Genomic DNA, 25,408 nt, shown 5'->3' on the forward strand with positions numbered 1-25,408 from the left:
GTGTTTGATATATCGGTTATGGGATTGATATCCGTTGTAACTGTCCGTCCTGCGGCAGGCAGAGCAATCCTTCAGCTTTCTTTTCGTCTGCCAGATACTTCTTCCACGTAATCTTGTCCCACTTCATCTGGTCTGTGCATTGTGCCACGGGGATATGGGGGATGGCCGAACCGTCCTTTACAAGAATGACGATGGGCAGGGTGCCGCATTCAATATGGTTCCATCCCGGAGCATACACCTTTCCGGTCTGGTAGTCTATCCATTTCTGCCGTCCGGGGAGGTAGACATCCCGTCCGCTGCCCTCTTCGAGCATGGGGGCCACGAGGAGATTGGAGCCGAACATGTACTCGTCCTCTACCAGCCATGCACCCGGGTCGTCGGGATACTCCAGCAGCAGGGCGCGGAGCATCGGCCAGCCGTTCTCGGTGCACTCTTTGGATTGTGCGTATACATAGGGCATCAGTTTGTACTTCAGCTCGGCGCAACGGCGGAAATAGTCTGTGAACTCTTTCCCGTAGTACCACGGCTCAGTGGGAGGTGCTCCGTGCACGCGGCTGTGGCTGGTGAGGAAGCCGAAGGGCAGCCAGCGGCGGTAGAGGCTTTCGGGGCTTTGGGTCACGAAGCCGCCTATGTCATTGCTCCAGAAGCAGAATCCGCTCAGTCCGATGGAGAGGCCGCTGCGGATGGTTCCCTCGAAACCGGTTTCGGTGGTTGCGGCGTCACCGCCCCAGTGCAATGGATAGCGTTGTGAGCCTGCCCATGCGGAACGTGCCCAGATAATGTTTTCACCGTGTATCTTCTTGATTACCTCGGCCACGGTCTTGTTGTAGCGCAGGGGATAGAGGTTGTGTTCGTATAGTCCGCTACGGCCGTTGGCATAGATGGCATCCAGCGGAGCACCTTCACCGAAGTCTACTTTGATGGCGCCTACACCCATTTCAATCAGGTTGCCGAGCTTCTCTTGATACCACTGTACGGTTTCGGGGTTGGTGAAGTCCAGCACCACGTCCTCGTAGGGGAGCTGCCCCTTACCGTTGCGTACGTACAGACCGCGTTCCACCAGCTCGGGGAAGAACTTGTTTTTCGGAGTGAAGTAGGGGAGTTGCCAGAGGCAGGTGCGGAAGCCTTGTGACCTTAGGTCGGTGAGCATCTGCCGGGGATTGTCGAAGCGGTCGGCGGCAAAGGCGTAGTCGCACTGCCAGTCCACGCCGAACCAACCGGTATCGAAGTGGATGACGTCGCTCGGTATCTTGTTCTCACGCAGTTTCCGGGCTACATCGCGGCCCTCTGCTTCGCTGAAGTAGGTGATGCGGCTCATCCAGGTGCCGAAGCTCCACAAGGGGGGCATTTCGGGCCGTCCTACCAGTGCGGTGTATTCGCTCAGCATCTCCTTCGGCGAACCCAGGAAGATGAAGATGTCCATCGCTTCGTCTGCCATGAAGAGTTTGGTGGCTCCGATGTAGGAACAGCCGAAGTCGCAGGTCACGGGGGCGGAAGTGTGCATGAACATGCCGTAGCCGCGGTTGCTGAAGAAGAAGGGTATGGGCTTGTACATATCCGGGGTTTCGGGCCCTTGTGGGTCGGTGACAAAGAGGTTGACTTTCTGTCCGGCCTTGTTCAGTGCGGTGGCAGACTCGCCGCAACCGTAGATTTTCTCGTTCGGCGCGAGGCTGAATACAGGATTGATGCTGCGTGAGTTGTCCGAGCCGCGCTTGATAAAGCTGAATGGAGGTACCTTGACCTGTGTGGAGTCGTTGTCGCTCCAGCAACGAGTCTGTGTCAGCAGGCGTCCGTCGGCATCTTTCAGCACCAGGCGCCAGGGGTAATTCTCGATGAGCAGGCTGCCGTATCGGGAGGTGTACAGGGTACCTTTATCCGTCTTCTCGGCTTTCCAGAAGGAGCGTCCGTCGGCAGGCTTTCCTATGAGCATGGGGTCATCGGCATCTTCTTTCGGTACGATGGGCGAGGTAAGCATACGGATGCGGAGGGTACGTTCGCTGACCGGTTCGACGGTGAACGTCAGTTGTGGATTGTTGTCGTAGGCCGTCTCCGGGAAGTCCAGCGACTGGAGGGGCTGGTGCAGGTAGGTGTTTGCATTGAATGCCTGGCGGGGCATCAGTTGCTGGCGTTTCCACTGGACAGTCCCCTTGCCGGTGGAGGTGTCGAACGATACCAGGCTGTCGGCAAAGAAATAGGTGTTGCTGAGGTCCAGAAAATCCTGGCTCATGTCTTTCGACTGGGAAAGCAGGTATTGCACGCCGGCATTTGTTTTCAGTTGGGCATGTGCGGGCGGGATGGCAGTTGCTGCTAGCAGCATAAAAGCTGCCCCTTTCATCAGTTGTTTCTCTTTCATGATAAATATATGATTTACGGTTGTTGTTTCGATGCCGTAAAAGTAGAGAAATCTACACAGATGAAAGGGGTAGGTATGTTGCTTATGTAGGGCCTAAATGTTTATTTGGAAGCTTTCTTTCCGTAGAAACACATAAAATACACCCCGATAATGACAAATGGGATGCTGAGCCATTGGCCCATGTTCAGCGACATGCTGTCTTCAAAGTTCACCTGGTTTTCTTTCAGGAACTCGATGAAGAAACGGAAGAGGAAGATTTCCGTCAGGCAGAGGCCGAAGAAGAAACCGCGGTGATAGGGTAGGGAAGCCTCGGCTTGCACGGCGGTTGATTTCCGCTTGGTGGTGCTGAAGTCTGTTTCAAGTTTGGTTTCTTGTTTTTTCTGTCCGCGTTTGTATAGCCAGACCATCCCTAAGAAGAAGATGAAGTAGGCGATGGCTTCGTAGAGCTGTGCCGGATGGCGGGGCAGCATGTCTTCGCGTTCAAAGATGAATGCCCAGGGCATGTCGGTCGGTTTGCCGATGATTTCGGAGTTCATCAGGTTGGCAAGGCGGATGCAGCAGGCGGTGATGGGAGTGGCAACAGCTATCATGTCGAGCACGTCCATGTAGTGCATCTTCGTCTTGCGGCAGTACATCCAAAGGGCGATAATCAGGCCCAGCGTGCCGCCGTGGCTGGCAAGGCCGGTGTAGCCCGTCATCTTCCAACTGCCGTCCGGCAGGATTTTTATGGGGAGAATCATCTCGAGGAAATGGTCCTGGTAGTAGGCCCAGTCGTAGAATATGCAGTGGCCCAGTCGTGCGCCTATCAGTATGCCGAAGAAGCAATAGAAGAAGAGAGGTTCGAATTTCTTTTCGTCTATTCTGCGGTCGCTATACTGGCGTTGCACGATGAAGTAGGCAAGAGCAAGACCGATAATCCATAACAGTCCGTAGTAGCGGATGGATATGCCGAAGAACTTGAACAGTTCGGGGTCGGGATTCCAGTTGATGGTGAGTAATGATAACATATTTATGAAGAATTAAATTACTGAATTACGGGGTTGTTCGGGACAAAGGTATGAAATTATCTCGTTTGGCAGTTCATCGTGGCAGTTTATTTGAATTTCTCCGCCACCATCCTATACGTCAGCACCTCAATCCCTTGTTCCTCTGCAGCCGTAATCATGTCGAACAACAAGCCTTGTACTTCGCTCTGATGTCCTTTGGCCATATCTTTCTGCATGGAGGCGGTACTTTCAGGGGCGAGTTTGTCTATTACTTTGAGGTTGTACTCCACGATGTCTTCCTTGAATTCTATACCCAATTTTCGGCCCAAAGCTGCGCTCTCTTGTGACAGTCCGATGAAGGTATCGCGCACCTTCCCCGGTTTCTGTACTTCGCCCATAGGCACGTCATAGTAGGCTCCGGTGACTGCCATAGCGGAGATGAACGACCACTTGACGAATGTGTCCCGATCGATGTCGTCGGAGATGTCGGCTTTGATGCCGCTTTCCTGCAAATCGCGTTGCACGGCTTCCAATGTTTCACGGGAAACAATCGTGCTGCGGTGTGCTCCGTAGACGAGCCGGAAAATCTTTCCCATCTGCGTGATTTCTCCCCGTCCGGATACGAATCCTACGATGTAGATGCAGCCGTCGAGCACCGTGACGCCGGGGACCAACCGCTGGATACGGGGACCGGTTCCGTAAACATTCAGGATGGGGATTACCACTGTACGCTCGTGTGAGGCACGTTTGATGAGTTCCGTAATGGAGTCTACGGAATAACCTTTGACGCAGACGAAGATAACATCCGCTTTGCCTTGGAATTCTTCTGCGGTAAATGCCGCCACTTTCAGACAATGTTCACCTTTCAAATCGGAGTGCAGTTGCAGACCGTTCCCGCGTATGGCGGCAAGGTGTTCGCCACGTGCAATGCAAGTGACGTCTTTGCCGGATAATGAAAGAAAGGCGGCGATGCTTCCGCCTACGCCGCCGGTACCTGCTATGAGGTATTTCAGATTACTGTTTGCCATTTGTTGTGTATGGTTTATTGAACGTAGTTTTCCTTTTCCATATAGTAAAGTCCTTCGCCCCGGTCACCGTTTTCCATGTCTTCCAGCTCTACTTTGAAGATACGGTAGGGAAGGTCTTTTTTGGGATGCTTGGGCATGTCTACTGTCAATAGATAGGCGTTGCCATATTCGTTGCTGTCGAAATATTCTTTTATTTCCTGCTTCATCAGCACGGGGACTTTCTCGCCGTCTATCCAGACGGTGACTTTCAGTTGCCCGGGGCGGGGAGCCATCTGGCATTCTCTGGCTTCTTTGTTTTGTTCTTGTTGCTCAATGTCACTCAGGTTTTCACCGTGTACCAATGACTCGGGCTTTGTTTCTTTCATCCATTGGTAGGTACGTGTCAAGCTCATGGGACGGACGTATATCTGATAAGTAGGCATGGCTCCGGGGATGCAGAAAGCACGCAGGCCATAAGCTTCCATACGATGATAACGTATGTCGAGTGTAGTGTCGCGGTCGGCGATGAAATCCCAGGCCCAGAACTCCAGGCGGTGTTCAGTCTCGGGCAGCCCGCTTTTCATGGCAATGTGCGCATAGGAGGGCAGATAAATAGAGGCTGCACTTTGATATTTCCCTTTGGGTATACGGGCCGTGTAATGCCCGTCTTTGTCGGTTATGGCTTCTATGATGTCATTGAACTGCGGGTTTTGCCACCAGACGCTGGCACTGTCTATCGGCTGTCCGTTGTAATCAGTCACCCGTCCGTGAATGGTTACTGAGTCTTGCTGTTGTGCATAAACGGCAGTACAGGACAATAAGAATAAAAGGAAGATAATCTGTTTCATATTGTTATTGTATGGAGTTTATTAGAAAATGGCAATGTACAAAGAAAGTACATTGCCATCTGGAATGAATATCATTACACATTGAACCTGAAGTGCATGATGTCCCCATCCTGCACCACGTATTCCTTACCTTCCACACCCAACTTTCCGGCTTCGCGCACGGCTGTTTCGCTGCCATACTTGATATAATCCTCATACTTGATGACCTCTGCCCGGATAAACCCTTTCTCGAAATCCGTATGGATAACGCCGGCGCATTGCGGCGCTTTCCATCCCTTGCGATAGGTCCATGCCTTTACTTCCATCTCTCCGGCAGTGATGAAGGTTTCGAGGTTCAGCAGGCTGTAGATAGCTTTAATCAAACGGTTGCAGCCGCTCTCTTTCAGTCCCAGGTCTTCGAGGAACATCTGCTTTTCTTCGTATGTCTCCAGTTCGGCGATGTCGGCTTCGGTCTGGGCGGAGATGATGATGAGTTCCGCATCCTCGCCCTTAATGGCTTCGCGCACCTGCTCTACGTACTGGTTGCCGCTGGCGGCACTGACGTCATCCACGTTGCAGACGTAGAGCACAGGTTTGGTGGTGAGCAGGAACATCTGCTTGGCACATTGTTCCTCGTCGTCGTTCTGTGGGATGACGGTGCGGGCGCTTTGTCCTTGTTCCAGGGCATCCTTGTAGCGGAGCAGGAGTTCGTACTCTATCTTTGCCGCCTTGTCGCCACCCACTTTGGCAATCTTCTCTACACGCTTGATGCGGTTTTCCACCGTGTCGAGGTCCTTCAGTTGCAGCTCTGTGTCGATGATTTCCTTGTCGCGCACGGGGTTCACCGAACCGTCCACGTGGACGATGTTGCCGTTGTCGAAGCAGCGCAGCACGTGAATGATGGCGTCGCACTCGCGGATGTTGCCCAAGAACTGGTTGCCGAGTCCTTCACCTTTGCTGGCGCCCTTCACCAGTCCGGCAATGTCGACGATGTCGCACACGGCAGGTACGATACGCCCCGGGTGAACCAGCTCGGCGAGCTTCGTCAGTCGTTCGTCGGGTACGGACACTTGCCCCATTTGGGCGTCGATTGTACAGAACGGGAAGTTTGCCGCTTGTGCCTTTGCGCTGCTCAAGCAGTTGAAAAGAGTGGATTTTCCTACGTTGGGAAGGCCCACGATACCAGCTTTTAATGCCATAGTGTTATCTTGTTTTTTTAGTTATTGTTCAGTTAATTGGATGCAAAGATAGTGCAAACCGAATGCAGAATAAAATGAACTCGTTCATTTTTTATGCTGAGGTGCAGCCTATCTTCGCTTTTTTAAGCAAAGATAGTGCAAACCGGACAAACTTACTGAAAAATAGCTGATTTTTGCATACACCAACGAAGAAAGGAGGAGATGGGAGAGCCGCCGGAACGGTATTTAGAAATTCGTATTGAACGTGTTAATTTGCATTAAAAGCATGACGATGAAACGATAAATTGATAGTTTTGTCGCAATTATAATTTAAGTATCATTCTATAAATCAATGCGATTATGAAAAACAAAGTAAGAAAAATTCTGATGATTTTATCATGTCTCATCAGCTTGTCTTTTACATTATCTGCACAGAATCCTTATCTGCCGCTTTGGGAATTTATTCCTGATGGTGAGCCCTATGTGTTTGAGGATCCTGACTGTCCCGGCAAGTACCGTGTCTATATTTATGGTTCGCACGACAATCTCAAGTGGATGTATTGCGGACGTGACCAAGTGGTGTGGTCGGCACCCATAGAGGACCTGACCCGTTGGAGATATGACGGCGTGATATTTAAAGTCAATGAGTCGCCCGAGCTGTATAAACTGAATGCTGATGGAACCGACGACGTGCTTTTTGCCCCTGACGTGACAGTAACTACCGATACCGATGGTAAGAAAACTTATTACCTCTTTCCGAATAATCAAGGTAGTGGACGCAATTCCATGATTGCCAAAAGCGACCGTCCCGATGGTCCGTTTACAGTATGCAATTGGAACAAGGAACGTCCTCGCGAGACTTTCGGTTGTTTGGGATTCGACCCCGCAGTGTTTGTCGATGATGATGGACGTGTGTATGGTTATTGGGGATTTGGCATTTCGCATGGCGCGGAGTTGGACCCTGCTACCATGTGCACGGTAAAGCCGGGTACCGAAGTGGTGGAGAACATGATTTCAGGCTATCGGCAGGAAGGTATATTCCGCTTCTTTGAGGCATCCTCCATCCGCAAGATTGAGGATAAGTATGTGTTTATCTATAGCCGTACTACCGCTGAGGGTGAAGATGGCTTGCCGAACGCCAGCAACTATACGCTGGCATACGCTTATAGCGAGCATCCTCTGGGTCCCTGGACCTATGGCGGAACAATCATCGATGCCCGTGCGCGCGAGTATGATGAAAAAGGCAATGTGATAGCTTCGGCCATGCCCGGTGGAAATACGCATGGCAGTATCTGCAAGATAGGAGGGCAATGGTACGTGTTCTATCATCGCCAGATAGGTACTGATTGCTATGCACGCCAGGCTATGGTGTCGGCCATTGATGTAAAGGTGGAAAAAGGAAAAGGTGGGAAAGTCGTGATTTCGCGCGGGGAATTCAACTCTGAGGGTTTCCTTCTTGAAGGGCTCAATCCTATGCAGCGCATCTCGGCCGGGTTGGCTTGTTGGCACACCAATCCCGGAGGTATCAAAGAGGTCTATCCCCATTATGTCTACACGGGGTCTTACATCCGGCCTGTGTACCGGGATAATAATCCCTATGCCGGCGATAACAACCACAAAATCCCGTTCGCTCCGGTGGTGAATAATACAAGTGGGTCGATTGTAGGATATAAATACTTGAATATGAATGCCGTTCCGCGAGATAAGTCTTTGCAGATGCAGTTAAGGTTGAAGGCTGAAGATACCGACGGACGCATCCGCATCATGCTGGGTAGCCCTTGGACAACAAAAGGCGGTGTAGAGATAGGACTTGTGGATGTGAAGGCTGGCAGCACTTGCAGAGAGTTCTATGCTCCGCTCTCTATTCCGGCAAAGCTGCATAAGGGAAAGCAGCCGCTCTTCTTTGTCTTCGAATCAGAAACCGAAGGCCAGTCCATCTGTGAGTTTTATGATTTCCTCATGTTGGCACGCCCATAAGTCTTTATACTTATGGAGGCGGATACTTATCTTGTGAGACCTTCTAAATAGAGCTATTGTATTAGTTCACAGTACTGAACACTTTGTTACACCCCGTCGGAACAGATTGTTTCTCTTGTATGAAACGACTTGTTTCGACGGGATAAAACGATTTGTTCCGTTATAGGAAACACTTTGTTTCCTTATAGAGAACACTCTGTTCCATTATAGGAAACAAACCGTTTCCATAGTCGGAAATGAAATGGGGCATATGCTTCATTGATACCGCTATTACTTTTCCTCCTCGAATATTCGGTTGAAAACTTGCCGCAGCTGTCCTTCGTCTGCGATAATGGCTTGGAGCTTCTTCAGCTGTTCCGCATTCTTGCCCTCGGGAAACCAGAGCTTCAGATAACCGCCGGGTGCATATTTTGCCATGAGATGCTGATGGAACCGCTGGTAGTGCCACTCCTTGTCGGCGGCAGGATTCTGTTTCAATCCGTACTGCACGGTGCGGCGCAGGGTGATGTCCGGGTCGATGATACGGTCCGCTTCGGCAACAATCTTGCCGTAGATGCTACGAGGTTCGTGGTCTGTAGAGGCGCGGTGGTCTTCTACGGCTTCTTTCATGAGGAGGATTTCCGTGTCGGAGAACCATTGCCGCAGGGTAGAGTCCGCCATCAGTATCTCGCCGGAGACAAGGTGGTGGGTGGCGCGGTCGCGGCACAGTCCCGTGTCATGGTAGGCGGCAATGACGTATGCCAGGCGTTCGTCCGCTTCGGGATATTGCCGGGCGAGGGCAAGGCTTTCTTCGATGACGGTACGGACGTGTGAGAGGTTGTGTGCCTTGTCAAACTCCTTGTACCGGGGAATGATTGCTGTCTCGATGTAGGTAATGAGGGTCTCGGGTATCATGTGGCATTCCTTTTTAGGAGGCGAAGATATAATAAAAGAGCCGGAATGTGCGAATCATTCCGGCTCTTTTATGAAAGGTTTCGGTTATTGTTGTTAGGAATAAGATTTCTTACTTTAAGAGAGAGTTTGTCAATTACATGTTAGGGTTGTCCATGATTACTGTCATCTCGGGAACCAGTATGTATTCGCCTTTCTTGTTGTTCCATTTGTAGTATGTGGTAGTCATCGTCTTGCCTTGGTATGCATAGCGGATGCACATGTCCTTGCCCCATGTATTCTTGGTGCTGTTCCATTTCAGGGCTTCGCTTTCCGTCATGCGGTTCTGGTCGTCGTACTTATAATTGTACTTCATATAGTTGGCAAGCGTGTTTCCGTCCATCTTGTATACGGTCTCTGCCACCTTCATGCCATTTACTTCTTCCGAATTGTAAATGAGGTTGCTCTTATTGTCGGCTGAGGCATTTAATCCGCAAACTAAGAGAAGTGCTGAAACAATCACTGTTTTTAAAGATACTTTTGCTTTCATGGTTTTATGTCTTTTTTAGTTTAACTTTCTATTTTCTATCAATATATCATTGATTTCGCTGCAAAGGTACGTATTAAATTGACATAAATATAAATATTGGATTAAATTTTATCAATATGTCAGTAGTGAGGGTTTCGGTATGCTTTCCTTTTGGCAAGATTGGTGAATAAAAAATATCCGGCAGTGAGGTCGCCGGATATTCTGATGAGCAAACTGTATTTGGAAAGGATTGCTTCTGTTGCTTTCTGATTGTAAGTTAAATAAAGTTATTGGGCTGTTTAGTGTGCCTGCAACCAGTTGTTTCCCCACCCACAATCGGCTTTCAGGGGTACGTACATGCGATATGCCTGCTCCATCTCTTCGATTACGATTTTCTGTACAAGCTCTTTTTCTGCCTCTGGAACGCTGAAATTTAGTTCGTCATGGACTTGTAAAATCATCTTTGCTTTCAGATTGTAAGCTTGGAAGCGCTGATAGATGTGTGCCATGGCTACTTTTATGATGTCGGCGGCACTTCCCTGGATGGGAGCGTTGATGGCATTCCGTTCGGCATAGCCCCGTACCACCCCGTTTCTTGAGTTGATGTCCGGCAGGAAGCGCTTGCGGTGGAAGATGGTTTCCACATAGCCGTTCTCGCGTGCCACCTGGATGCTTTTATCCATATACTCCTTCACTTGTGGGTAGGTTTCAAAGTAGCCGTCTATCAGCTCTTTGGCTTCCTGGCGAGAAACGCCCATGCGTTCGGCAAGCCCGAAGACGGAGATGCCGTAGATGATGCCGAAGTTTGCCGTTTTTGCCTTGCGGCGCATGTCGGCGGTTACGTCGTTTATATCTATCTTATATATCTTGGCAGCGGTGGCGGCGTGGATGTCGTGTCCGCTGAGGAAGGCGTCTATCATGTTCTTATCTTCGCTGAGGTGTGCCATGATGCGCAGCTCTATCTGCGAGTAGTCGGCAGAGAAGAACTCGCAGCCGGTGTCGGGGATGAACGCCTTGCGGATTTCCTTTCCGTCTTCGTCGCGGATGGGGATGTTCTGCAGGTTGGGATTGCTGGAGCTGAGGCGTCCGGTAGCGGTCACCGCCTGGTTGAAGGAGGTGTGTATGCGGCCCGTACGTGGGTTGATGAGCTGGGGCAGGGCATCTATATAGGTGCTCAGCAGTTTCTTCAGTCCGCGGTATTCCAGTATCTTCCCGATGATGTCGTGCTTGCTGCGGTAGCTTTGCAGCACCTCTTCGGAGGTGACGTATTGTCCGGTCTTGGTCTTTTTCGCTTTCTCCACGATTTTCAGCTTGTCGAACAGCACTTCGCCTACCTGCTTGGCGGAGCTGATATTGAATGTCTCGCCAGCCATCTCGTAGATTTCCTTCTCAATCTCCTGCAGACGGACGGTGAAGTGTTGGGACGATTGCTTCAAGGCTTCCGTGTCGAGCAGCACTCCGTTGCTCTCTATATTAACAAGTACGGGGACGAGCGGCATCTCTATTTCGTAGAACAGATGTTCGGCACCTTGCTCCTTCAGTTCCTTTTCCAGCACGTTTTTCAGTTTGAGGGTGACGTCCGCATCCTCGCAGGCATAACGGTAGACATCTTCGGGTGGAAGGTCGCGCATGTTCTTTTGGTTTTTGCCTCGCGCTCCAATTAGCTCATCGATGTGGATGGTCTGGTAGTGCAGGTAGATTTCCGCCAGATAGTCCATGTTGTGTCGCAGTTCGGGTTGAAGCACGTAGTGGGCAAGCATGGTGTCGAAAAGTTTGCCTTTCACCTGGACGCCGTAATTTTGGAGGATAATCATATCGTACTTGATATTTTGTCCCACCTTCATGGATTTCTCGTTTTCGAAGAGGGGACGGAACTCGTTTACAATTTTTAAGACTTCCTCTCGTTCGGCGGGAACGGGTACGTAGTATGCACGGTTTTCGGCATCACTGAAGCTCATTCCTACAAGTTCGGCGTCCATTGGCTCGGTTCCGGTAGTCTCGGTATCTATTGAGAGAATTTCGCTTGTAAGTAACTTTTGAATAATTTCTGCTCTTTTATCTTCTGTATCAATGAGTTGGTAGTCTATATCGAGCATTTCTAACCGCGTCAGGTTTGAATTTTCAGAAACGCCCGTCCCCTCGCCCGCAAAATTTGCAAACAAATCGCCTTGAATCGGGGCGCTGTTTTCGGGAGTGGAGGTTTGCGGCTGGGCAAACAGAGTCCCGGCAAAGAGGTCGGGTACCGGAGAGGTTGGAGTAGGGGAGGACGAATTGCCGCTTCCCTTTTTGAGTACCCGGTCGATGAGTGTGCGGAATTCCAACTCCTCGAAAATCTTGCGGAGTTCTTCTTCGTTCGGTTCTTCGCGGACGAGCGAATCCATGTCGAGCTGAATGGGAACATCTGTTTTGATGGTGGCAAGGAATTTGGAGAAGGTAATCATCTCGCGGTTGGTCTCCACTTTCGTTTTCAGTGCGCCTTTCAGCTGGTCGGTATGCTCCAGCAGATTTTCGATGCTGCCGAATTCGGCAATCAGTTTCTGTGCGGTTTTCTCGCCCACACCCGGACAGCCGGGGATGTTGTCGGAAGCATCACCCATCAGTCCCAGCATGTCGATGACCTGCTCGGTGGTCTGTATGTTGAACTTGGTTTTTACTTCTTCGGTACCCATCACTTCGAATCCGCCGGTGTGCTTGGGGCGGTACATGAAGACGCGGTCCGATACCAGTTGCCCGTAGTCCTTGTCGGGAGTCATCATATAGGTGGTGATGCCCTGCCGTCCGGCTTCGGTGGCGAGCGTGCCTATCACGTCGTCGGCTTCGTAGCCGGATACTTCGAGGATGGGAATGCGGTAGGCGCGGATGATGTCCTTTATAATAGGTACGGAAAGGCGGATGGCCTCGGGTGTCTCCTCGCGCTGTGCCTTGTATTGCTCGTAGGCCTCGTGGCGGAAGGTGGGGCCCGACGGGTCGAAGGCTACTCCTATGTGTGTGGGATTCTCTTTTTTGAGCACTTCTTCCAGGGTGTTTACAAAGCCCAGAATGGCCGAAGTGTTGAATCCTTTTGAATTGATTCTCGGGTTCTTGATGAACGCGTAATAGGCTCGATATATCAGTGCATAGGCATCGAGCAAAAACAGTTTATCGATTGAATTCATACATTTAATCCTTTTTTTCATGGTAAAAGTACAAAAAAATACCGTATTAACCGTTTTATTACTATTTTTGTAGGCAAATAGCGATGCATGGACAACTCATCATTGATAAAATCTCCGATTTCTGAGGAATTGGAGGACTTCAAGAAGCTTTTTGAAAGTACTCTCTCCAGTTCCAACCTTTTGCTGAACAGCGTAATTGCGCATATCCGGCAGAAGAACGGGAAGATGATGCGCCCCATTCTGGTGCTTCTGGCTGCGAAGCTTTTTGGCAAGGTATGTCCTGCAACCCTGCATGCTGCGGTTGCGTTGGAACTTCTTCATAATGCCAGCCTTGTGCACGATGATGTAGTGGACGAAAGTACTGAACGCCGTGGACAACTCTCCGTTAATGCCATTTTCAATAATAAAGTAGCCGTACTGGCAGGCGATTATCTGCTTGCAACAGCGTTGGTGCAAGTGGGCATGACCCGTAACCATGACATTATCGACATCGTCTCCTGCCTGGGGCAGGATTTGGCAGATGGTGAACTTCTGCAGCTTTCCAACGTCAGCAATCTCCATTTCTCCGAGGAAGTCTATTTCGACGTTATCCGCAAGAAGACGGCCGTGCTCTTTGCAGCTTGTACGAAGGCGGGCGCTCTCTCGGTGGGAGCCAGCGATGAAAAGGCGGAATCTGCGCGTCTGTTCGGTGAATATATCGGGCTTTGTTTTCAGATAAAGGATGATATTTTCGATTACTCCGAGAGCAAGGAAATAGGCAAACCTACCGGAAATGATATGGTGGAGGGGAAGTTGACTCTACCTGCGCTTCATGTGCTCAATACCGTGAAGGATAAAACAGCGGAAGAAATTGCCGTAAAGATAAAGAATGGGGAGGCAACGCCTGGCGAAATAGCCCATTTAATCGAATTTACCAAGCAGAATGGTGGTATAGAGTATGCTTCGCAAGTGATGTATGACTATAAGGAAAAGGCTCTTTCTTTGCTGGCTTCTTTGCCCGATACGGAGGTAAAAGCAGCGCTAGCCGGGTATCTGGATTATGTGGTAGAGCGGGAAAAATGACGGAACTGTTTCCGGTTGATAATATGAGAAAGCCTGATGGAACCCACTCCATCAGGCTTTATTTATAGGTAAATACAGCTTTCTCTTAGAAGAATTTCATTTCCTCGCCCTTGATTTCCGAAAGCAGCAGGTTGGCAAGACGACTGGTTCCCAAGCGGAACAGTTCGTTGTTCAGCCATTCTTCGCCGAGCACTTCCTTGACGATGGTGTAATAAATCAGTGCATCGTTCACGCAGTTGATTCCTCCTGCGGGCTTAAAGCCTACCTTGATACCCGTCAGCTCGTGATATTCCTTGATGGCCTGGCACATAACCAGAGCGGCCTCCGGTGTGGCGGCAGGCTGTTGCTTGCCGGTGGAAGTCTTGATGAAATCGGCACCCGAATATATGGAAAGGATGGATGCTTTTTTGATGTTCGAAGCCGTCTTCAAGGCTCCGGTTTCGAGGATTACCTTCATGTGGTGCTCTTTGCAGGTTGCTTTGAGTTCTTGTATCTCCTCGCACATGCCTTCATAGTCTCCCGCCAGGAACTTGCCCACCGAAATAACGATGTCTATTTCATCGGCGCCTTCCATCAGTGCCATGGCAGTTTCTGCCACTTTCACTTCAATGAAAGTCTGGGAGGAGGGGAAACCTGCTGATACACAAGCTATTTTTACATCTTCCACTTCCAGCGTGTCTTTTACGACTTCTGCAAAATTGGGGTATACACAGATGGCTGCCACATTCTTCAGGTCGGGGAACTCTTCGTCGAATTTATTCACTTTCTGGGTGAATTTCATGACACTTTCGTCGCTGTCCGTACTGTTCAGTGTGGTGAGGTCAATGCAGTTGAAAAGGAATTTCTTTACCTCCGGCGTGTTGTTTGCCGGCACTTTCTCTGCAATGATTCTGGCAGCTTGTGCAGCTATTTCCGCATCATCCAGTTGGGTGTTGTACTTTGCCAGGGCGGCGTCATACTTACTCTGGGTAGGCTCATTCTTCTCCATGGTCTTTCAATTTAGGGTTATTGATATGTCTTGTCTGGTCACGTCTGGTTTTCTTCTCGAAGTTGCGGCAGAAGGCGTCTGTCAGGTTCACTCCGGTCTGGTTCGCAAGGCAGAGAAGTACCCAAAGAACATCTGCCATCTCATCGTCGAGATTGTCTTTTTCTCCTTTCTTGAAGGATTGGTCGCCATACTTGCGTGCCATGACGCGGGCAAGTTCGCCCACTTCTTCGGTCAGTATCGCCATATTGGTGAGTTCGCTGAAATAGCGCACTCCGTATTCCTTTATCCAGGAATCCACTTGTTTCTGTGCTTCTTCTAACGTCATTATTCCTTGTTTTTTGTATCTATACAGATGGTCACGGGGCCATCGTTCATCAGTTCTACTTTCATATCGGCACCAAATTCGCCGGTACCTATTTCTTTACCTAATGCTAAACTCAGTTCCCGGCAGAATTGTTCGTACAGCGGGACGGATATTTCCGGCCGTGCTGCCCGTATGTAGGAGGGACGGTTGCCTTTCTTGGTGGAGGCGTGGAGGGTGAACTGGCTGATAACCAGTATCTCGCCGTCTGCTTCAAGAATGGATTTGTTCATTACGCCGTTTTCGTCATCGAAAATGCGCAGATTGACTATCTTCTTGCAAAGCCAGTCAATATCTTCTTTTCCATCGGATTCTTCGATGCCTACGAGTATCATGAGGCCCTTTCCAATGGAGGCTTTGCAGGTTCCGTTGATGGTGACGGAAGCGTGTCCGGCACGTTGTATCACTACTCTCATGTTGTTTTTGTCTTTTTGAGGGGACAAAGTTACGAATTAATTCGTTGTGTGCATGGCTTTGCAGGCTGATTTATCAGTCATTATTTCTCTGAGAAATAGGTCTGGATGATTTTGGCTTTCGCTTCTCCCACCACGGCGGCAAGCTCCTCGGCAGATGCTTCGCGGATACGCTTCACGCTTTTGAACTCCTTGAGCAACGCGCTTTTCGTCTTTTCACCGATACCTTTTATCTCGTCCAGTGCGGAGGCAATCTGCCGTTTGCTGCGCTTGTCGCGGTGGAAGGTAATGGCGAAGCGGTGCACTTCATCTTGAATCTGCGTCAGCAGTCGGAAGAGGGGGGTGTTCTGTTTCAATCCGATGGTCTGGGGAGGGTAGCCATACAATAGCTCGGAAGTGCGATGTTTGCCATCTTTGGCAAGTCCGGCGATGGGGATGTTCAGGCCAAGCTCGTCTATCACCTCTTTTACGGCGCTCATTTGCCCTTTTCCACCGTCGGTGATAAGAAGGTCGGGCAGGGGTGCTTTCTCTTCTATAGCGCGCTGATAGCGCCGTTTTACGACCTCTTTCATGGAGGCATAGTCATCCGGTCCCTCTACGGTCTTGATATTGTACTTGCGGTAATCCTTCTTGGAAGGTTTCCCCTTGACGAAGACCACGCACCCGGCCACGGGGTCGGAACCCTGGATGTTGGAGTTGTCGAAACATTCTATCTGCATGGGCAGGCGGTCCAGGTGTAGCTCTTGCTGTATCTCTTTCAGCAGGCGCACGGTCCGTTGCTCCGGATTCAGCTTTTCGGCTTGCTTCAGGCGGTCGGCTTTGTACTGCTTCACATTGAGGATGGAGAGTTCCAGCAGTTTCTTTTTGTCTCCCCGTTGCGGGATGGTAAAGACGACATCTTTCAGCTCCATATCCAGTTCAAAAGGCACGATGATTTCACGAGAAAGGCTCTTGTATCTTTCCCGCATTTCGATGATGCCGAGAGAGAGCAGTTCTTCTTTGCTCTCATTCAATCGTTTCTTGTATTCAAAGGTGAAAGCCTGGTTGATGGCACCGTTCGTAATGTGTAGGTAGTTGACGAAAGCGGACTTTTCATCGCTGTCTTCCTCGATGGAGAACACGTCGATATTGTGCAGCACGTTGCTTACCACTTCCGATTTCGCCCGGTAGTTTTCCAGCAGCAGGTATTTCTTCTTTATCTTCTGTGCTTCTTCAAACTTCATTTCGGCTGCCAGTTCCTGCATTTGCTGGAAAAGCATCCGTTCTATCTCCTGGGTATTCCCTTTGAGTATTTCCTTGATTTCAGCGATGTTTTTCAGATACTCTTCCTGGCTTTGCTTCCCGATGCAAGGTCCTGCACAGTTCTTGATGTGGTATTCCAGGCAAACATTGAACTTTCTGGCACGTATGTTTTCCGGAGAGAGGTTCAGGTGGCATGTACGCAAAGGGTACAGATGCTTGATGAGGTCGAGTAATGCGTACATGGAAGGTATATGGCTGTAAGGGCCATAATAGGAGGAACCGTTACGGATTATCTTCCGGGTTCTGAATACACGTGGAAAGTATTCGTTCTGCACGCAGATGCTGGGATACGTCTTGTCGTCTTTCAACAGTACGTTGTAGCGAGGCTTGTATTTCTTGATAAGATTGTTTTCCAGCAATAGCGCGTCTTCTTCCGTATTCACCACGATATATCGGATATCTGCAATCTTGCTGACCAGCACCCTCGTCTTTCCCGGTTCGTGCTCCCGGTTGAAGTAGGAAGACACTCTTCGCTTCAGATTCTTTGCCTTTCCTACATATATAATAGTCCCTTCGGTATTCAGATATTGGTAAATACCGGGACTTTCGGGAAGGTTGGATACAATCCCTTTGAGGTAGTCGTTAGTTCTGAGTTCTTCCATAATACCGACGTTTCACCACAGATTACACAGATTAGCGCAGATTTCTCTTTGATAAAACTGTGTTTTGTGGTGGATAAATAATCTGTGTTAATCTGTGTAATCTGTGGTGAAATATGAAATGGCTAAAGCGACAGCACAGCCTCCACTTCCACATCATCTCCAAACACATCCTTGCCATGAAGCTCTTTCAGCTCGATGATGAAGTTTACATACACTTTCTTGGGGTTCATCTGTTTCACCAGTTTGCAGGCGGCTTCCATTGTTCCACCGGTTGCCAGCAAGTCGTCGTGTAGCAATACTACATCGTCTTCATTGATGGCATCCTTGTGCATCTGCACGGTGTCTTTGCCATATTCTTTATCATAGCTTTCTTCAATGGTTTCTGCAGGAAGCTTTCCCGGCTTGCGGATAGGTACGAAGCCTGCCCCCAGTCTGGTGGCGAGAATGGGGCCCATAATGAATCCTCTTGATTCTATACCCACTACTTTGGTGATGCCTTTGTCTTTATACATCTCGTATAGTGTGTCCGAGAGTTCCTGCAAGGCGGTAGGCTCCTTGAACAAGGTAGTTACATCGTAGAATAGAATTCCCGGAATGGGGAAGTCGGGTATTTCTCGGATGCTTTTGGTAAGAGTTTCTTTGCTCATAATCAGTTTATTTAATACGTTTATTGAATTCTTTGTTTCACGTGGAACTTTGCGCTCTATCGTCCGCAAAGTACCAGTAGCACGTTGATGTCGCTTGGAGATACTCCCGGAATCCGACTCGCTTGGGCTATTGTTTCCGGATCTATCTTCATCAGCTTCTGTCTAGCTTCGGTAGAAAGGGATTGAATGGAATTATAGTCAAACTTACCTTTTATCTTGATGCTTTCCAATCTTGCCAATTTATCCGCAATAATCCGTTCGCGTCCGATGTATCCCTCGTACTTGATGAGTATTTCTGCAGCTTCTACAATTTCTTCCTTTCTATCGGATATTTTATCCAGTTCTCGTTTAAAGGCACTGACGTGTTCGGCAATGTTCTCAATCGTTATCTGCGGACGGTTTATCAAATCTATCAATTTGCATCCTTGGCGCAGTGGAGTTGTGCCGAGCTGCTCCAATACCGGATTGATTAATGCCGGTTTCATCGAGTAATTCCGCGCGAAGTCTATAATCCGGTTCACGGCTTCACGTTTTTCTGTCAGCAGCTTGTACCGCTCTTCCTTGGCGAGTCCCAGCTTCCAGGCTTTTTCCGTGAGTCGCATGTCCGCATCATCCATACGGAGCAGGATGCGATATTCGGCACGGGAAGTAAACATACGGTAAGGCTCGTCCACACCTTTTGTTACCAAGTCATCGATTAAAACGCCGATATATGCTTCATCCCTTGCAAGGGTGAACGGTTCTCCACCGTGGCAATTGATGTGGGCGTTGATACCTGCCATGATTCCTTGTCCAGCTGCTTCCTCGTAACCGGTTGTTCCGTTTACTTGTCCGGCAAAGAACAGATTCTTTATATTCTTCGTTTCCAGCGTATGTTTCAGTTGGGTGGGGTCAAAGAAGTCGTATTCGATGGCATAGCCCGGGCGGTAGATGACGAGGTCTCTGAACGCCGGTATCTTTTTCAATGCTGCAATCTGGATGTTCATGGGCAATGAAGAAGAGAATCCATTCAAGTAGAGCTCTTGGGTTGTTTCCCCTTCGGGCTCCAGGAAAAGCTGGTGCTGCGGTTTGTCGGGGAAAGTCACAATCTTGGTTTCTATACTGGGGCAATAACGTGGGCCGATACTTTGGATTTGTCCGTTGAAAAGGGGAGAATCCGGCAGACCTTCCTGCAGGATGCGGTGTGCTTCTTCGTTGGTGAAGCAGGTCCAGCAAGGGAGCTGTTTCAAATGGCGTACATGAGTGTCCATGAACGAGAACTTGTGGAAGTCACATTCTCCGTCTTGGATTTCCATATCCTCATAATGCACGCTGCGTCCATCTATGCGTACGGGGGTTCCCGTCTTCATGCGTCCAAAGGTGATGCCATGCTTTGCGATGGATTCGGTTAATTGGTAGGATGCAGGTTCTGCCATACGTCCACCTGGAAGCATGGTACGTCCCACGTGCATCAGTCCATTGAGGAAAGTTCCTGCGGTGAGTACTACACATTTGGCATGGAACGTTACTCCCCATAATGTGACTACTCCCGTAATCTCACCGTTTTCAACGAGGATTTCCTGCACGGTATCCTGCCAGATATGCAGGTTGGGGATATTTTCCAGTATCTCTCTCCATGCCCAGATGAATTTGTTGCGGTCGCACTGCGCGCGCGGACTCCACATAGCGGGACCTTTGGAACGGTTCAGTATACGGAACTGTATGGCTGTCTGGTCTGTCACCAATCCCATATATCCTCCCAAGGCGTCTATTTCGCGTACTATCTGTCCTTTGGCGATGCCTCCCACTGCCGGGTTACAACTCATCTGTCCGATTTTGTTCATATCCATTGTGATAAGACAAGTCTTCGAACCCAGGTTTGCAGCAGCGGCAGCGGCTTCGCATCCTGCGTGTCCGGCGCCGATTACAATAACGTCATACTTAAACTCCATTCGTTCAGTGTATTTTAAAACTGTGCAAAGTTACGAAAAAAGTTGTATGCCGGGACGTGTCATATCTTAAAATCCGGATATATCTTCTTTGGCATTGCTTATATTTCCGTATCCAGCATCATACTTATTGCTTGGAATGCTTAGACTATAGACATATTGCTTGTATTTGGCTTAAAATACAATCAAAATGAAGCTTTTTGAATACTATTGCTTTTCTTTTTGAAAAAGATACATACCTTTGCAGCGTTTGGATATTAAAAAGTGTTTTGATTGACTAATTTTAAGGAAGAGAAGCATGAGAAAGAAATTCTTCTTGTTAATCATTGTCTGCCTGGTTATGGGGGCAGGAGTGATGGCTCAGACGTCTACGGTCTCGGGAACAGTATTTGCCGAGGACAACAATGAGCCGATTATTGGGGCATCGGTATTGGTGAAGGGTACAACGCTGGGGGCCGTGACCGATATCGAAGGTAAATTTACAATCTTGAATGTGCCGGGCACGGCAAAGACAGTGATTGTCTCTTTTGTAGGTATGCAGAAAGTAGAAGCTGCCATAAAGCCTGCTATGAAGGTGGTGCTGAAATCGGATTCGGAACTGCTGGATGAAGTGATGGTGGTGGCTTACGGCACGGCCAAAAAGAGCAGCTATGCAGGTTCGGCTTCTTTAGTGAAAGCGGATGCGCTGAAAGACATTCCGACGACCAGCTTTGAAAACGCGTTGAACGGTAAAGTGGCGGGCTTGCAACTGACGAATAATTCCGGCCAGGCGGGTTCCGCACCGGCCATCCGCATCCGTGGCATAGGTTCTATGAATGCCGGGAATGAACCGTTGTATGTAGTGGACGGTGTTCCGGTCTCTTCGGGCAATACGGGGCAGATGAGCGGTGAGCTCTATTCTACCAACAACATCATGAATACGTTGAACCCGGAAGACATCGAATCTATTTCTGTATTGAAAGATGCGGCGGCCAGCTCGCTTTATGGGTCGCGTGCGGCAAACGGCGTCATTCTGATTACTACCAAAAAAGGACAGATTGGCAAGCCGGTGGTGACGCTGAAAGCCGAAGTGGGCTTCACGCCCTGCTGGGCAACGGACAACTATGAAACGGCCAGCGTACAGGAGAATGTGAATATGCTCTACACCGTATTTCACGATGCCCGTACAAGCGGTAAGGGCGAAACGGACGAAAAGGCGGCAGCCTATGCCATAGGCCAGTTGAACAGCCGTTTCAACAAACATGGCTACCAATTTACCACAAATGGTACGGGAGCTTACGAGAACGTCAATATCCTTGAGTACGACAACTCCGGGCGTGGAGGCAAATACTACGATTGGGACAAGGCATATTTCCGTACCGCCATTTATCAGACCTACGATATGTCCGTCAGTGGTGCTACGCAGAATACCAACTATTACACTTCCCTTTCCTATACCCAGGACGAAGGACGTTTGAAGATGAACAGCTTCGACCGTGTTTCCGGTCGCCTGAACCTCACCCAGAAGGTGGGGAAATTCCTTGAACTGACCACTAATGCCAGCCTGGCGCGTACCAAGAAAAGCGGTTATAATGATACACGCAACACGGGCAGCAATTACTTCATGCAGACCCGTAACTTGCTGTGGGGACTCTACTGGCCCACTGATTACAAGACCGGCGAGCTCTGGACCGAACGTTACGGTAGCTACGCCTACAATGGACTTTATTATGACAAAGAGTGGGAGAACGGTTCTACCAGTACCAAAATCATGGCTGCGGAGACGCTCACCCTGCATCTGATGCCGGGCCTGGACCTTCGTTCTATCTACTCTTACGACAATACTACTGTAAAAGACCATATCTATTACAGTGCCAATCACTATAAAGGCTCGGCAGACAATGGGAATGTCAACGAATACCGTACTACATACGAGAAGATGGTTACCTCCACTACCGCCAATTATACCGGCACCTTCGACAAACACACAGTTGGCACCATGGTGGGTTTCGAAGCGGAGAAGAACAAGACAGACTATGTGCGTGCCACAGGAAGCAATCTTGCGGTCAGCACCATTCATACAGTTTCTACTGCCGGAACGCAGACTTCTGCCGGATATTCCTGGGGAAACTCGATGGTGTCCGTGCTCTCCAAGTTGGATTATAATTACGATGAACGCTACTTCATTTCCGGTTCTTACCGCCGCGACGGTTCTTCCCGGCTCAGCAAGCAGGAACGTTGGGGAAACTTCTGGTCAGTGGCAGGAGCGTGGAACATCATGCGCGAGGGTTTTATGAGCAAATATTCTTTCCTGAGCAACCTGCGTATACGTGCCTCTTATGGTATTAACGGTACGCTGCCTTCGGACAATTACGGCTATATGAGCTTGATGAGCTATACCAGTAAGTACATGGGTAACCCGGGCGGTACAATCACTACCGTCACCAATGACAAGCTGTCTTGGGAGACGAGCTACAACACGAATGTGGGTATCGACTTCGGCTTCTTCGGCCAGCGTCTGCGCGGTACGGTGGAATACTTCAACCGTGATTCGAAGAACCTGCTCCAGGATGTTCCCATTTCGATGGTTACGGGATTTTCCTCTACGTTGCGGAACGTAGGATGCATCAACAACCATGGGGTAGAGGTGGAGTTGAGTGGTGACATCATTGATAGTAAAGGATGGTTATGGAGTGCCGGTGTCAACGCAACCTTCCTCCGTTCTGAGGTGAAAGAGTTGTATGGCGGTGCGGACATTATCTGGTACGACCCCACCAGTAGCGACAGCCGTGCGCAATATGTATACCGGGAAGGTCAGTCCACGCTGGCTTTCTATGGATACGAATGGGCAGGTGTGGACAAGACCAACGGCAAGAACGTCTACTATGTAAATGACCCCAAGAATGGCAAGGCCGGAGATTTTGAGTATAACGGACGCGGAGCTACTTATGACTATAACAATGCCAACTACACCATCATCGGCAATGCCGTTCCCAAAGTGTATGGGGGCATCAATACCTCGGTCTCCTACAAAGGCATAGCCCTTTCGTTGGGCTTTACCTATAAGATAGGAGGAGACTTGTACGATGGAGCCTACATGGATGTGGCCGACGACGGTTATTATTGGGAGCGTATCCGTGCTAAAAGCTACTACAACAACCTTTGGACGCCAGACCATACGAACGGTACAGAGCCCCGTATTGAAGGTGTAGACCTCGATGACCCGCAACAATACAGCAGCCGCCACTTGTTCAATGCCAGTTATCTGCGCTTGAAGAATCTCTCATTGGCCTATACGCTGCCCAAAGCCATGACCCGCAAGGCTTTCATCGAGAATGCCCGCCTTTTCTTCACTGCCAGCAACCTTTGGACAATAGCCAAATACAAGGAGGCAGACCCCGAAGTGAGCGAATACGGCACACGTGGTTGGGAAACCCCTATCGGAAAAACGTTTGTCGTTGGCGTTGAATTGAAATTTTAATGAACTGGAGGAACTAACAATGAAAAAGATATATCATTTATTGGCACTTGTGATACTTGGTGCCTTTACATTCACTTCGTGTGACGATTTTCTGGATATGCAGCCCACCAACTCCGGAAATGCAGAAGGTGCTGTCGGTACGGTAGCCGATGCGCAGGTGGTTATCAACGGTGTGATGAGTGCGATGACCTCATCGTCCTATTACGGCAGAAACCTTTTTATGTACGGTGATGCCAAGGGCGGTGACCTCACGATTTTTGCTGCCGGACGCGGACTGGATGCATTCTATACGTTCAACCACACTTCCAACAGCAATACTTATTCCGGTTTCTGGAGCCGTGGATATTACTGCATTCTGCAGGTCAACACCTTGTTGAGCAACATTGAGAAGCTGGAAGAATCGGGCAGTATGGAAGACTTTTCCGAAGCCAAAGGGCAGGCGTTGACTCTGAGGGCGCTGTTCTATTTCGATTTGGTCCGTCTCTACGGGCTTCCTTACAATTACAACAAGACCTCTTATGGAGTTCCCAATGTAACCGAGCCGCTTACGGTGAACGCCCAGCCCACCCGTGCTACTGTGGAGGAGAACTATCGCCAGATTCTGCAGGACTTGTCGGACGGGGCGGCCCTGCTTGCCAAGAAGAAGACAAAGCAGAGCGGATATGCGGACTATTACACCAACATAGCCCTGCAAGCGCGTGTGAAACTCTATATGGAAGATTATGACGGTGCTTTGAACGCTGCCTGGGAGATTATAGAAAGCGGTGTGTACAAACTGTATGAGCCTGCCGATTGGACGGCTTCCTGGAGCAAGCAGTTTGGTTCCGAGTCCATCTTTGAGCTGGGCATCACCACTGAGGAATCAGACCTGGGAACTTCTTCTTTGGGCTTTTACCTGATGCGCTACGGACAGTTGAAGAATGCCATGGGCTGGTATCTTGCCAGCGATTATTTCTTGAACCGTCTGGGTGAAGACGAGACGGATGTGCGTTGGGGAATCATGGACAACGATGAATACTGGGTGGACAATGAGATTGAACGCAAGGGAGCCTGCTACAAGTATATGGGCAGTACCACTCTGGCAGGTGACGGCAAGGCAACCAATACAGCCGTCAATATCAAGATAATCCGTCTTTCCGAGATATATCTGATTGCCGCCGAAGCAGCCTTGCACTCCACGAAGCAGGAAGCAGGCGCAGATGCCGCCGCCGGTTACCTGAATGAAATCCGCAGGCGTTCTCCCGGACTGGCACCGGCCACTGCCGCTACCATTACCGATGATATGATTCTGGACGAGCGCAGCAAGGAGCTTTTTGGTGAAGGACAACGCTTCTTCGACATGATGCGTATGGGCAGAACCATCGAATTCAACGACGATTTTCAAGATATTCCGGTGAGTCACCGTGGAAAAACAATCGACCGTACTTTCGAGAAGATTGTGCTTCCTATTTCGCAGGATGAGATAAATGCCAATCCGGCATTGGAGAACCAGCAGAATCCGGGATATTAGTCATTCCCTGCTGTCTATTGTTTGCTACTCCTTGTATATCAGGGAGGTATTTTGCCAACAAGTTGTCACTGCCTTGGCAAACTTTTGCCACGCCTATGGCAAAGTTTTGCCAACGCGGTGGCAAAGTCTTGCCAATGGGAAGGCAAAACCTTGTCATAGGCGTGGCAAGAAAAGCGGAAAAAGGTGCCTTTGATGAATTTCTTTGATAAAATGAGATGGTAATACCTTGATATTCCACAAAAATACTATTTAT

Annotated in this window: 18 protein-coding genes; 4 read left to right on the forward strand and 14 right to left on the reverse strand. The window is 49.5% G+C overall.

The annotated features are described in order from the left end of the window. Positions 1-16: 16 nt before the first annotated feature. The 5 genes from NQ510_RS05070 to ychF all read right to left on the reverse strand — a co-directional run bounded on the left by NQ510_RS05070 (position 17) and on the right by ychF (position 6,372). Positions 17-2,353, reverse strand: coding sequence for a glycoside hydrolase family 31 protein (locus NQ510_RS05070; protein WP_005824859.1), 2,337 nt, complete (start codon positions 2,351-2,353; stop codon positions 17-19). A gap of 101 nt (positions 2,354-2,454) precedes the next feature. After that, positions 2,455-3,360 (reverse strand): prolipoprotein diacylglyceryl transferase, encoded by a 906-nt coding sequence (gene lgt, locus NQ510_RS05075; protein WP_005824861.1) that lies wholly within the window; start codon positions 3,358-3,360, stop codon positions 2,455-2,457. Between the two features lie 86 nt (positions 3,361-3,446). Further along, complete coding sequence (locus NQ510_RS05080; RefSeq protein ID WP_005824862.1) at positions 3,447-4,367, reverse strand: ketopantoate reductase family protein; 921 nt, start codon at positions 4,365-4,367, stop codon at positions 3,447-3,449. 14 nt (positions 4,368-4,381) lie between these two features. Then, complete coding sequence (locus NQ510_RS05085) at positions 4,382-5,194, reverse strand: carboxypeptidase-like regulatory domain-containing protein (protein ID WP_005824864.1); 813 nt, start codon at positions 5,192-5,194, stop codon at positions 4,382-4,384. 74 nt (positions 5,195-5,268) lie between these two features. Beyond that, positions 5,269-6,372: a redox-regulated ATPase YchF gene (gene ychF / locus NQ510_RS05090; RefSeq protein ID WP_005824866.1), complete on the reverse strand. Its 1,104-nt coding sequence runs from the start codon at positions 6,370-6,372 to the stop codon at positions 5,269-5,271. A 339-nt stretch (positions 6,373-6,711) separates the two neighbouring features. Between ychF and NQ510_RS05095 the strand changes: the two genes are divergently transcribed. Further along, positions 6,712-8,328 (forward strand): family 43 glycosylhydrolase, encoded by a 1,617-nt coding sequence (locus tag NQ510_RS05095; protein ID WP_005826184.1) that lies wholly within the window; start codon positions 6,712-6,714, stop codon positions 8,326-8,328. Between the two features lie 270 nt (positions 8,329-8,598). On the opposite strand, the gene NQ510_RS05100 is transcribed toward NQ510_RS05095, so the two are convergent. The 3 genes from NQ510_RS05100 to polA all read right to left on the reverse strand — a co-directional run bounded on the left by NQ510_RS05100 (position 8,599) and on the right by polA (position 12,882). After that, entirely contained in the window at positions 8,599-9,222 is a 624-nt protein-coding gene (locus NQ510_RS05100) for an HD domain-containing protein (protein ID WP_005826183.1), read from the reverse strand. Between the two features lie 133 nt (positions 9,223-9,355). Next, the gene (locus NQ510_RS05105) at positions 9,356-9,748 is read right to left on the reverse strand and encodes a DUF3836 domain-containing protein (protein ID WP_005826180.1); all 393 of its coding nucleotides are present in this window, start codon (positions 9,746-9,748) and stop codon (positions 9,356-9,358) included. 278 nt (positions 9,749-10,026) lie between these two features. After that, positions 10,027-12,882, reverse strand: a complete 2,856-nt coding sequence (gene polA, locus NQ510_RS05110; protein WP_034525482.1) for a DNA polymerase I — start codon at positions 12,880-12,882, stop codon at positions 10,027-10,029. An 87-nt stretch (positions 12,883-12,969) separates the two neighbouring features. Here polA and NQ510_RS05115 point away from each other — a divergent pair, with 87 nt between their 5' ends. Then, complete coding sequence (locus NQ510_RS05115; protein ID WP_005826176.1) at positions 12,970-13,944, forward strand: polyprenyl synthetase family protein; 975 nt, start codon at positions 12,970-12,972, stop codon at positions 13,942-13,944. 85 nt (positions 13,945-14,029) lie between these two features. Here NQ510_RS05115 and deoC read toward each other — a convergent pair whose 3' ends face one another. The 6 genes from deoC to mnmG all read right to left on the reverse strand — a co-directional run bounded on the left by deoC (position 14,030) and on the right by mnmG (position 20,188). After that, positions 14,030-14,932: a deoxyribose-phosphate aldolase gene (gene deoC / locus NQ510_RS05120; RefSeq protein WP_005826174.1), complete on the reverse strand. Its 903-nt coding sequence runs from the start codon at positions 14,930-14,932 to the stop codon at positions 14,030-14,032. Continuing rightward, positions 14,919-15,257, reverse strand: a complete 339-nt coding sequence (locus tag NQ510_RS05125; protein WP_005826173.1) for a nucleotide pyrophosphohydrolase — start codon at positions 15,255-15,257, stop codon at positions 14,919-14,921. The genes deoC and NQ510_RS05125 overlap by 14 nt, the downstream gene beginning before the upstream one ends. Next, the gene (dtd, locus tag NQ510_RS05130) at positions 15,257-15,709 is read right to left on the reverse strand and encodes a D-aminoacyl-tRNA deacylase (protein ID WP_005826171.1); all 453 of its coding nucleotides are present in this window, start codon (positions 15,707-15,709) and stop codon (positions 15,257-15,259) included. The genes NQ510_RS05125 and dtd overlap by 1 nt, the downstream gene beginning before the upstream one ends. Before the next feature lie 80 nt (positions 15,710-15,789). Beyond that, positions 15,790-17,610, reverse strand: a complete 1,821-nt coding sequence (gene uvrC / locus NQ510_RS05135) for an excinuclease ABC subunit UvrC (protein ID WP_005826169.1) — start codon at positions 17,608-17,610, stop codon at positions 15,790-15,792. A gap of 122 nt (positions 17,611-17,732) precedes the next feature. Further along, complete coding sequence (locus tag NQ510_RS05140) at positions 17,733-18,257, reverse strand: adenine phosphoribosyltransferase (RefSeq protein ID WP_005826167.1); 525 nt, start codon at positions 18,255-18,257, stop codon at positions 17,733-17,735. A gap of 56 nt (positions 18,258-18,313) precedes the next feature. Beyond that, positions 18,314-20,188 carry a tRNA uridine-5-carboxymethylaminomethyl(34) synthesis enzyme MnmG gene (gene mnmG, locus NQ510_RS05145; protein WP_005826165.1) on the reverse strand — a complete coding sequence of 625 codons (1,875 nt, stop codon included), beginning with the start codon at positions 20,186-20,188 and terminating at the stop codon, positions 18,314-18,316. Positions 20,189-20,483: 295 nt separating this feature from the next. Between mnmG and NQ510_RS05150 the strand changes: the two genes are divergently transcribed. Both NQ510_RS05150 and NQ510_RS05155 read left to right on the forward strand, forming a co-directional pair. Then, positions 20,484-23,645 carry a SusC/RagA family TonB-linked outer membrane protein gene (locus tag NQ510_RS05150; RefSeq protein ID WP_005826161.1) on the forward strand — a complete coding sequence of 1,054 codons (3,162 nt, stop codon included), beginning with the start codon at positions 20,484-20,486 and terminating at the stop codon, positions 23,643-23,645. 19 nt (positions 23,646-23,664) lie between these two features. After that, positions 23,665-25,155 carry a RagB/SusD family nutrient uptake outer membrane protein gene (locus tag NQ510_RS05155; RefSeq protein ID WP_005826159.1) on the forward strand — a complete coding sequence of 497 codons (1,491 nt, stop codon included), beginning with the start codon at positions 23,665-23,667 and terminating at the stop codon, positions 25,153-25,155. Positions 25,156-25,408: the final 253 nt, after the last annotated feature.

This window comes from Bacteroides uniformis (assembly GCF_025147485.1).
Classification (GTDB): Bacteria; Bacteroidota; Bacteroidia; order Bacteroidales; family Bacteroidaceae; genus Bacteroides; species Bacteroides uniformis.

Bases quoted from the DNA above. Each gene is read 5' to 3' on its own strand.
- NQ510_RS05105 (WP_005826180.1), bottom strand. From the start codon at position 9,748: ATGAAAGCAAAAGTATCTTTAAAAACAGTGATTGTTTCAGCACTTCTC.
- NQ510_RS05115 (WP_005826176.1), top strand. From the start codon at position 12,970: ATGGACAACTCATCATTGATAAAATCTCCGATTTCTGAGGAATTGGAG.
- ychF (WP_005824866.1), bottom strand. From the start codon at position 6,372: ATGGCATTAAAAGCTGGTATCGTGGGCCTTCCCAACGTAGGAAAATCC.
- uvrC (WP_005826169.1), bottom strand. From the start codon at position 17,610: ATGGAAGAACTCAGAACTAACGACTACCTCAAAGGGATTGTATCCAAC.
- NQ510_RS05125 (WP_005826173.1), bottom strand. From the start codon at position 15,257: ATGACGTTAGAAGAAGCACAGAAACAAGTGGATTCCTGGATAAAGGAA.
- NQ510_RS05155 (WP_005826159.1), top strand. From the start codon at position 23,665: ATGAAAAAGATATATCATTTATTGGCACTTGTGATACTTGGTGCCTTT.
- lgt (WP_005824861.1), bottom strand. From the start codon at position 3,360: ATGTTATCATTACTCACCATCAACTGGAATCCCGACCCCGAACTGTTC.
- NQ510_RS05095 (WP_005826184.1), top strand. From the start codon at position 6,712: ATGAAAAACAAAGTAAGAAAAATTCTGATGATTTTATCATGTCTCATC.
- dtd (WP_005826171.1), bottom strand. From the start codon at position 15,709: ATGAGAGTAGTGATACAACGTGCCGGACACGCTTCCGTCACCATCAAC.
- NQ510_RS05080 (WP_005824862.1), bottom strand. From the start codon at position 4,367: ATGGCAAACAGTAATCTGAAATACCTCATAGCAGGTACCGGCGGCGTA.
- NQ510_RS05140 (WP_005826167.1), bottom strand. From the start codon at position 18,257: ATGAGCAAAGAAACTCTTACCAAAAGCATCCGAGAAATACCCGACTTC.
- deoC (WP_005826174.1), bottom strand. From the start codon at position 14,932: ATGGAGAAGAATGAGCCTACCCAGAGTAAGTATGACGCCGCCCTGGCA.
- NQ510_RS05070 (WP_005824859.1), bottom strand. From the start codon at position 2,353: ATGAAAGAGAAACAACTGATGAAAGGGGCAGCTTTTATGCTGCTAGCA.
- mnmG (WP_005826165.1), bottom strand. From the start codon at position 20,188: ATGGAGTTTAAGTATGACGTTATTGTAATCGGCGCCGGACACGCAGGA.
- polA (WP_034525482.1), bottom strand. From the start codon at position 12,882: ATGAATTCAATCGATAAACTGTTTTTGCTCGATGCCTATGCACTGATA.
- NQ510_RS05085 (WP_005824864.1), bottom strand. From the start codon at position 5,194: ATGAAACAGATTATCTTCCTTTTATTCTTATTGTCCTGTACTGCCGTT.
- NQ510_RS05150 (WP_005826161.1), top strand. From the start codon at position 20,484: ATGAGAAAGAAATTCTTCTTGTTAATCATTGTCTGCCTGGTTATGGGG.
- NQ510_RS05100 (WP_005826183.1), bottom strand. From the start codon at position 9,222: ATGATACCCGAGACCCTCATTACCTACATCGAGACAGCAATCATTCCC.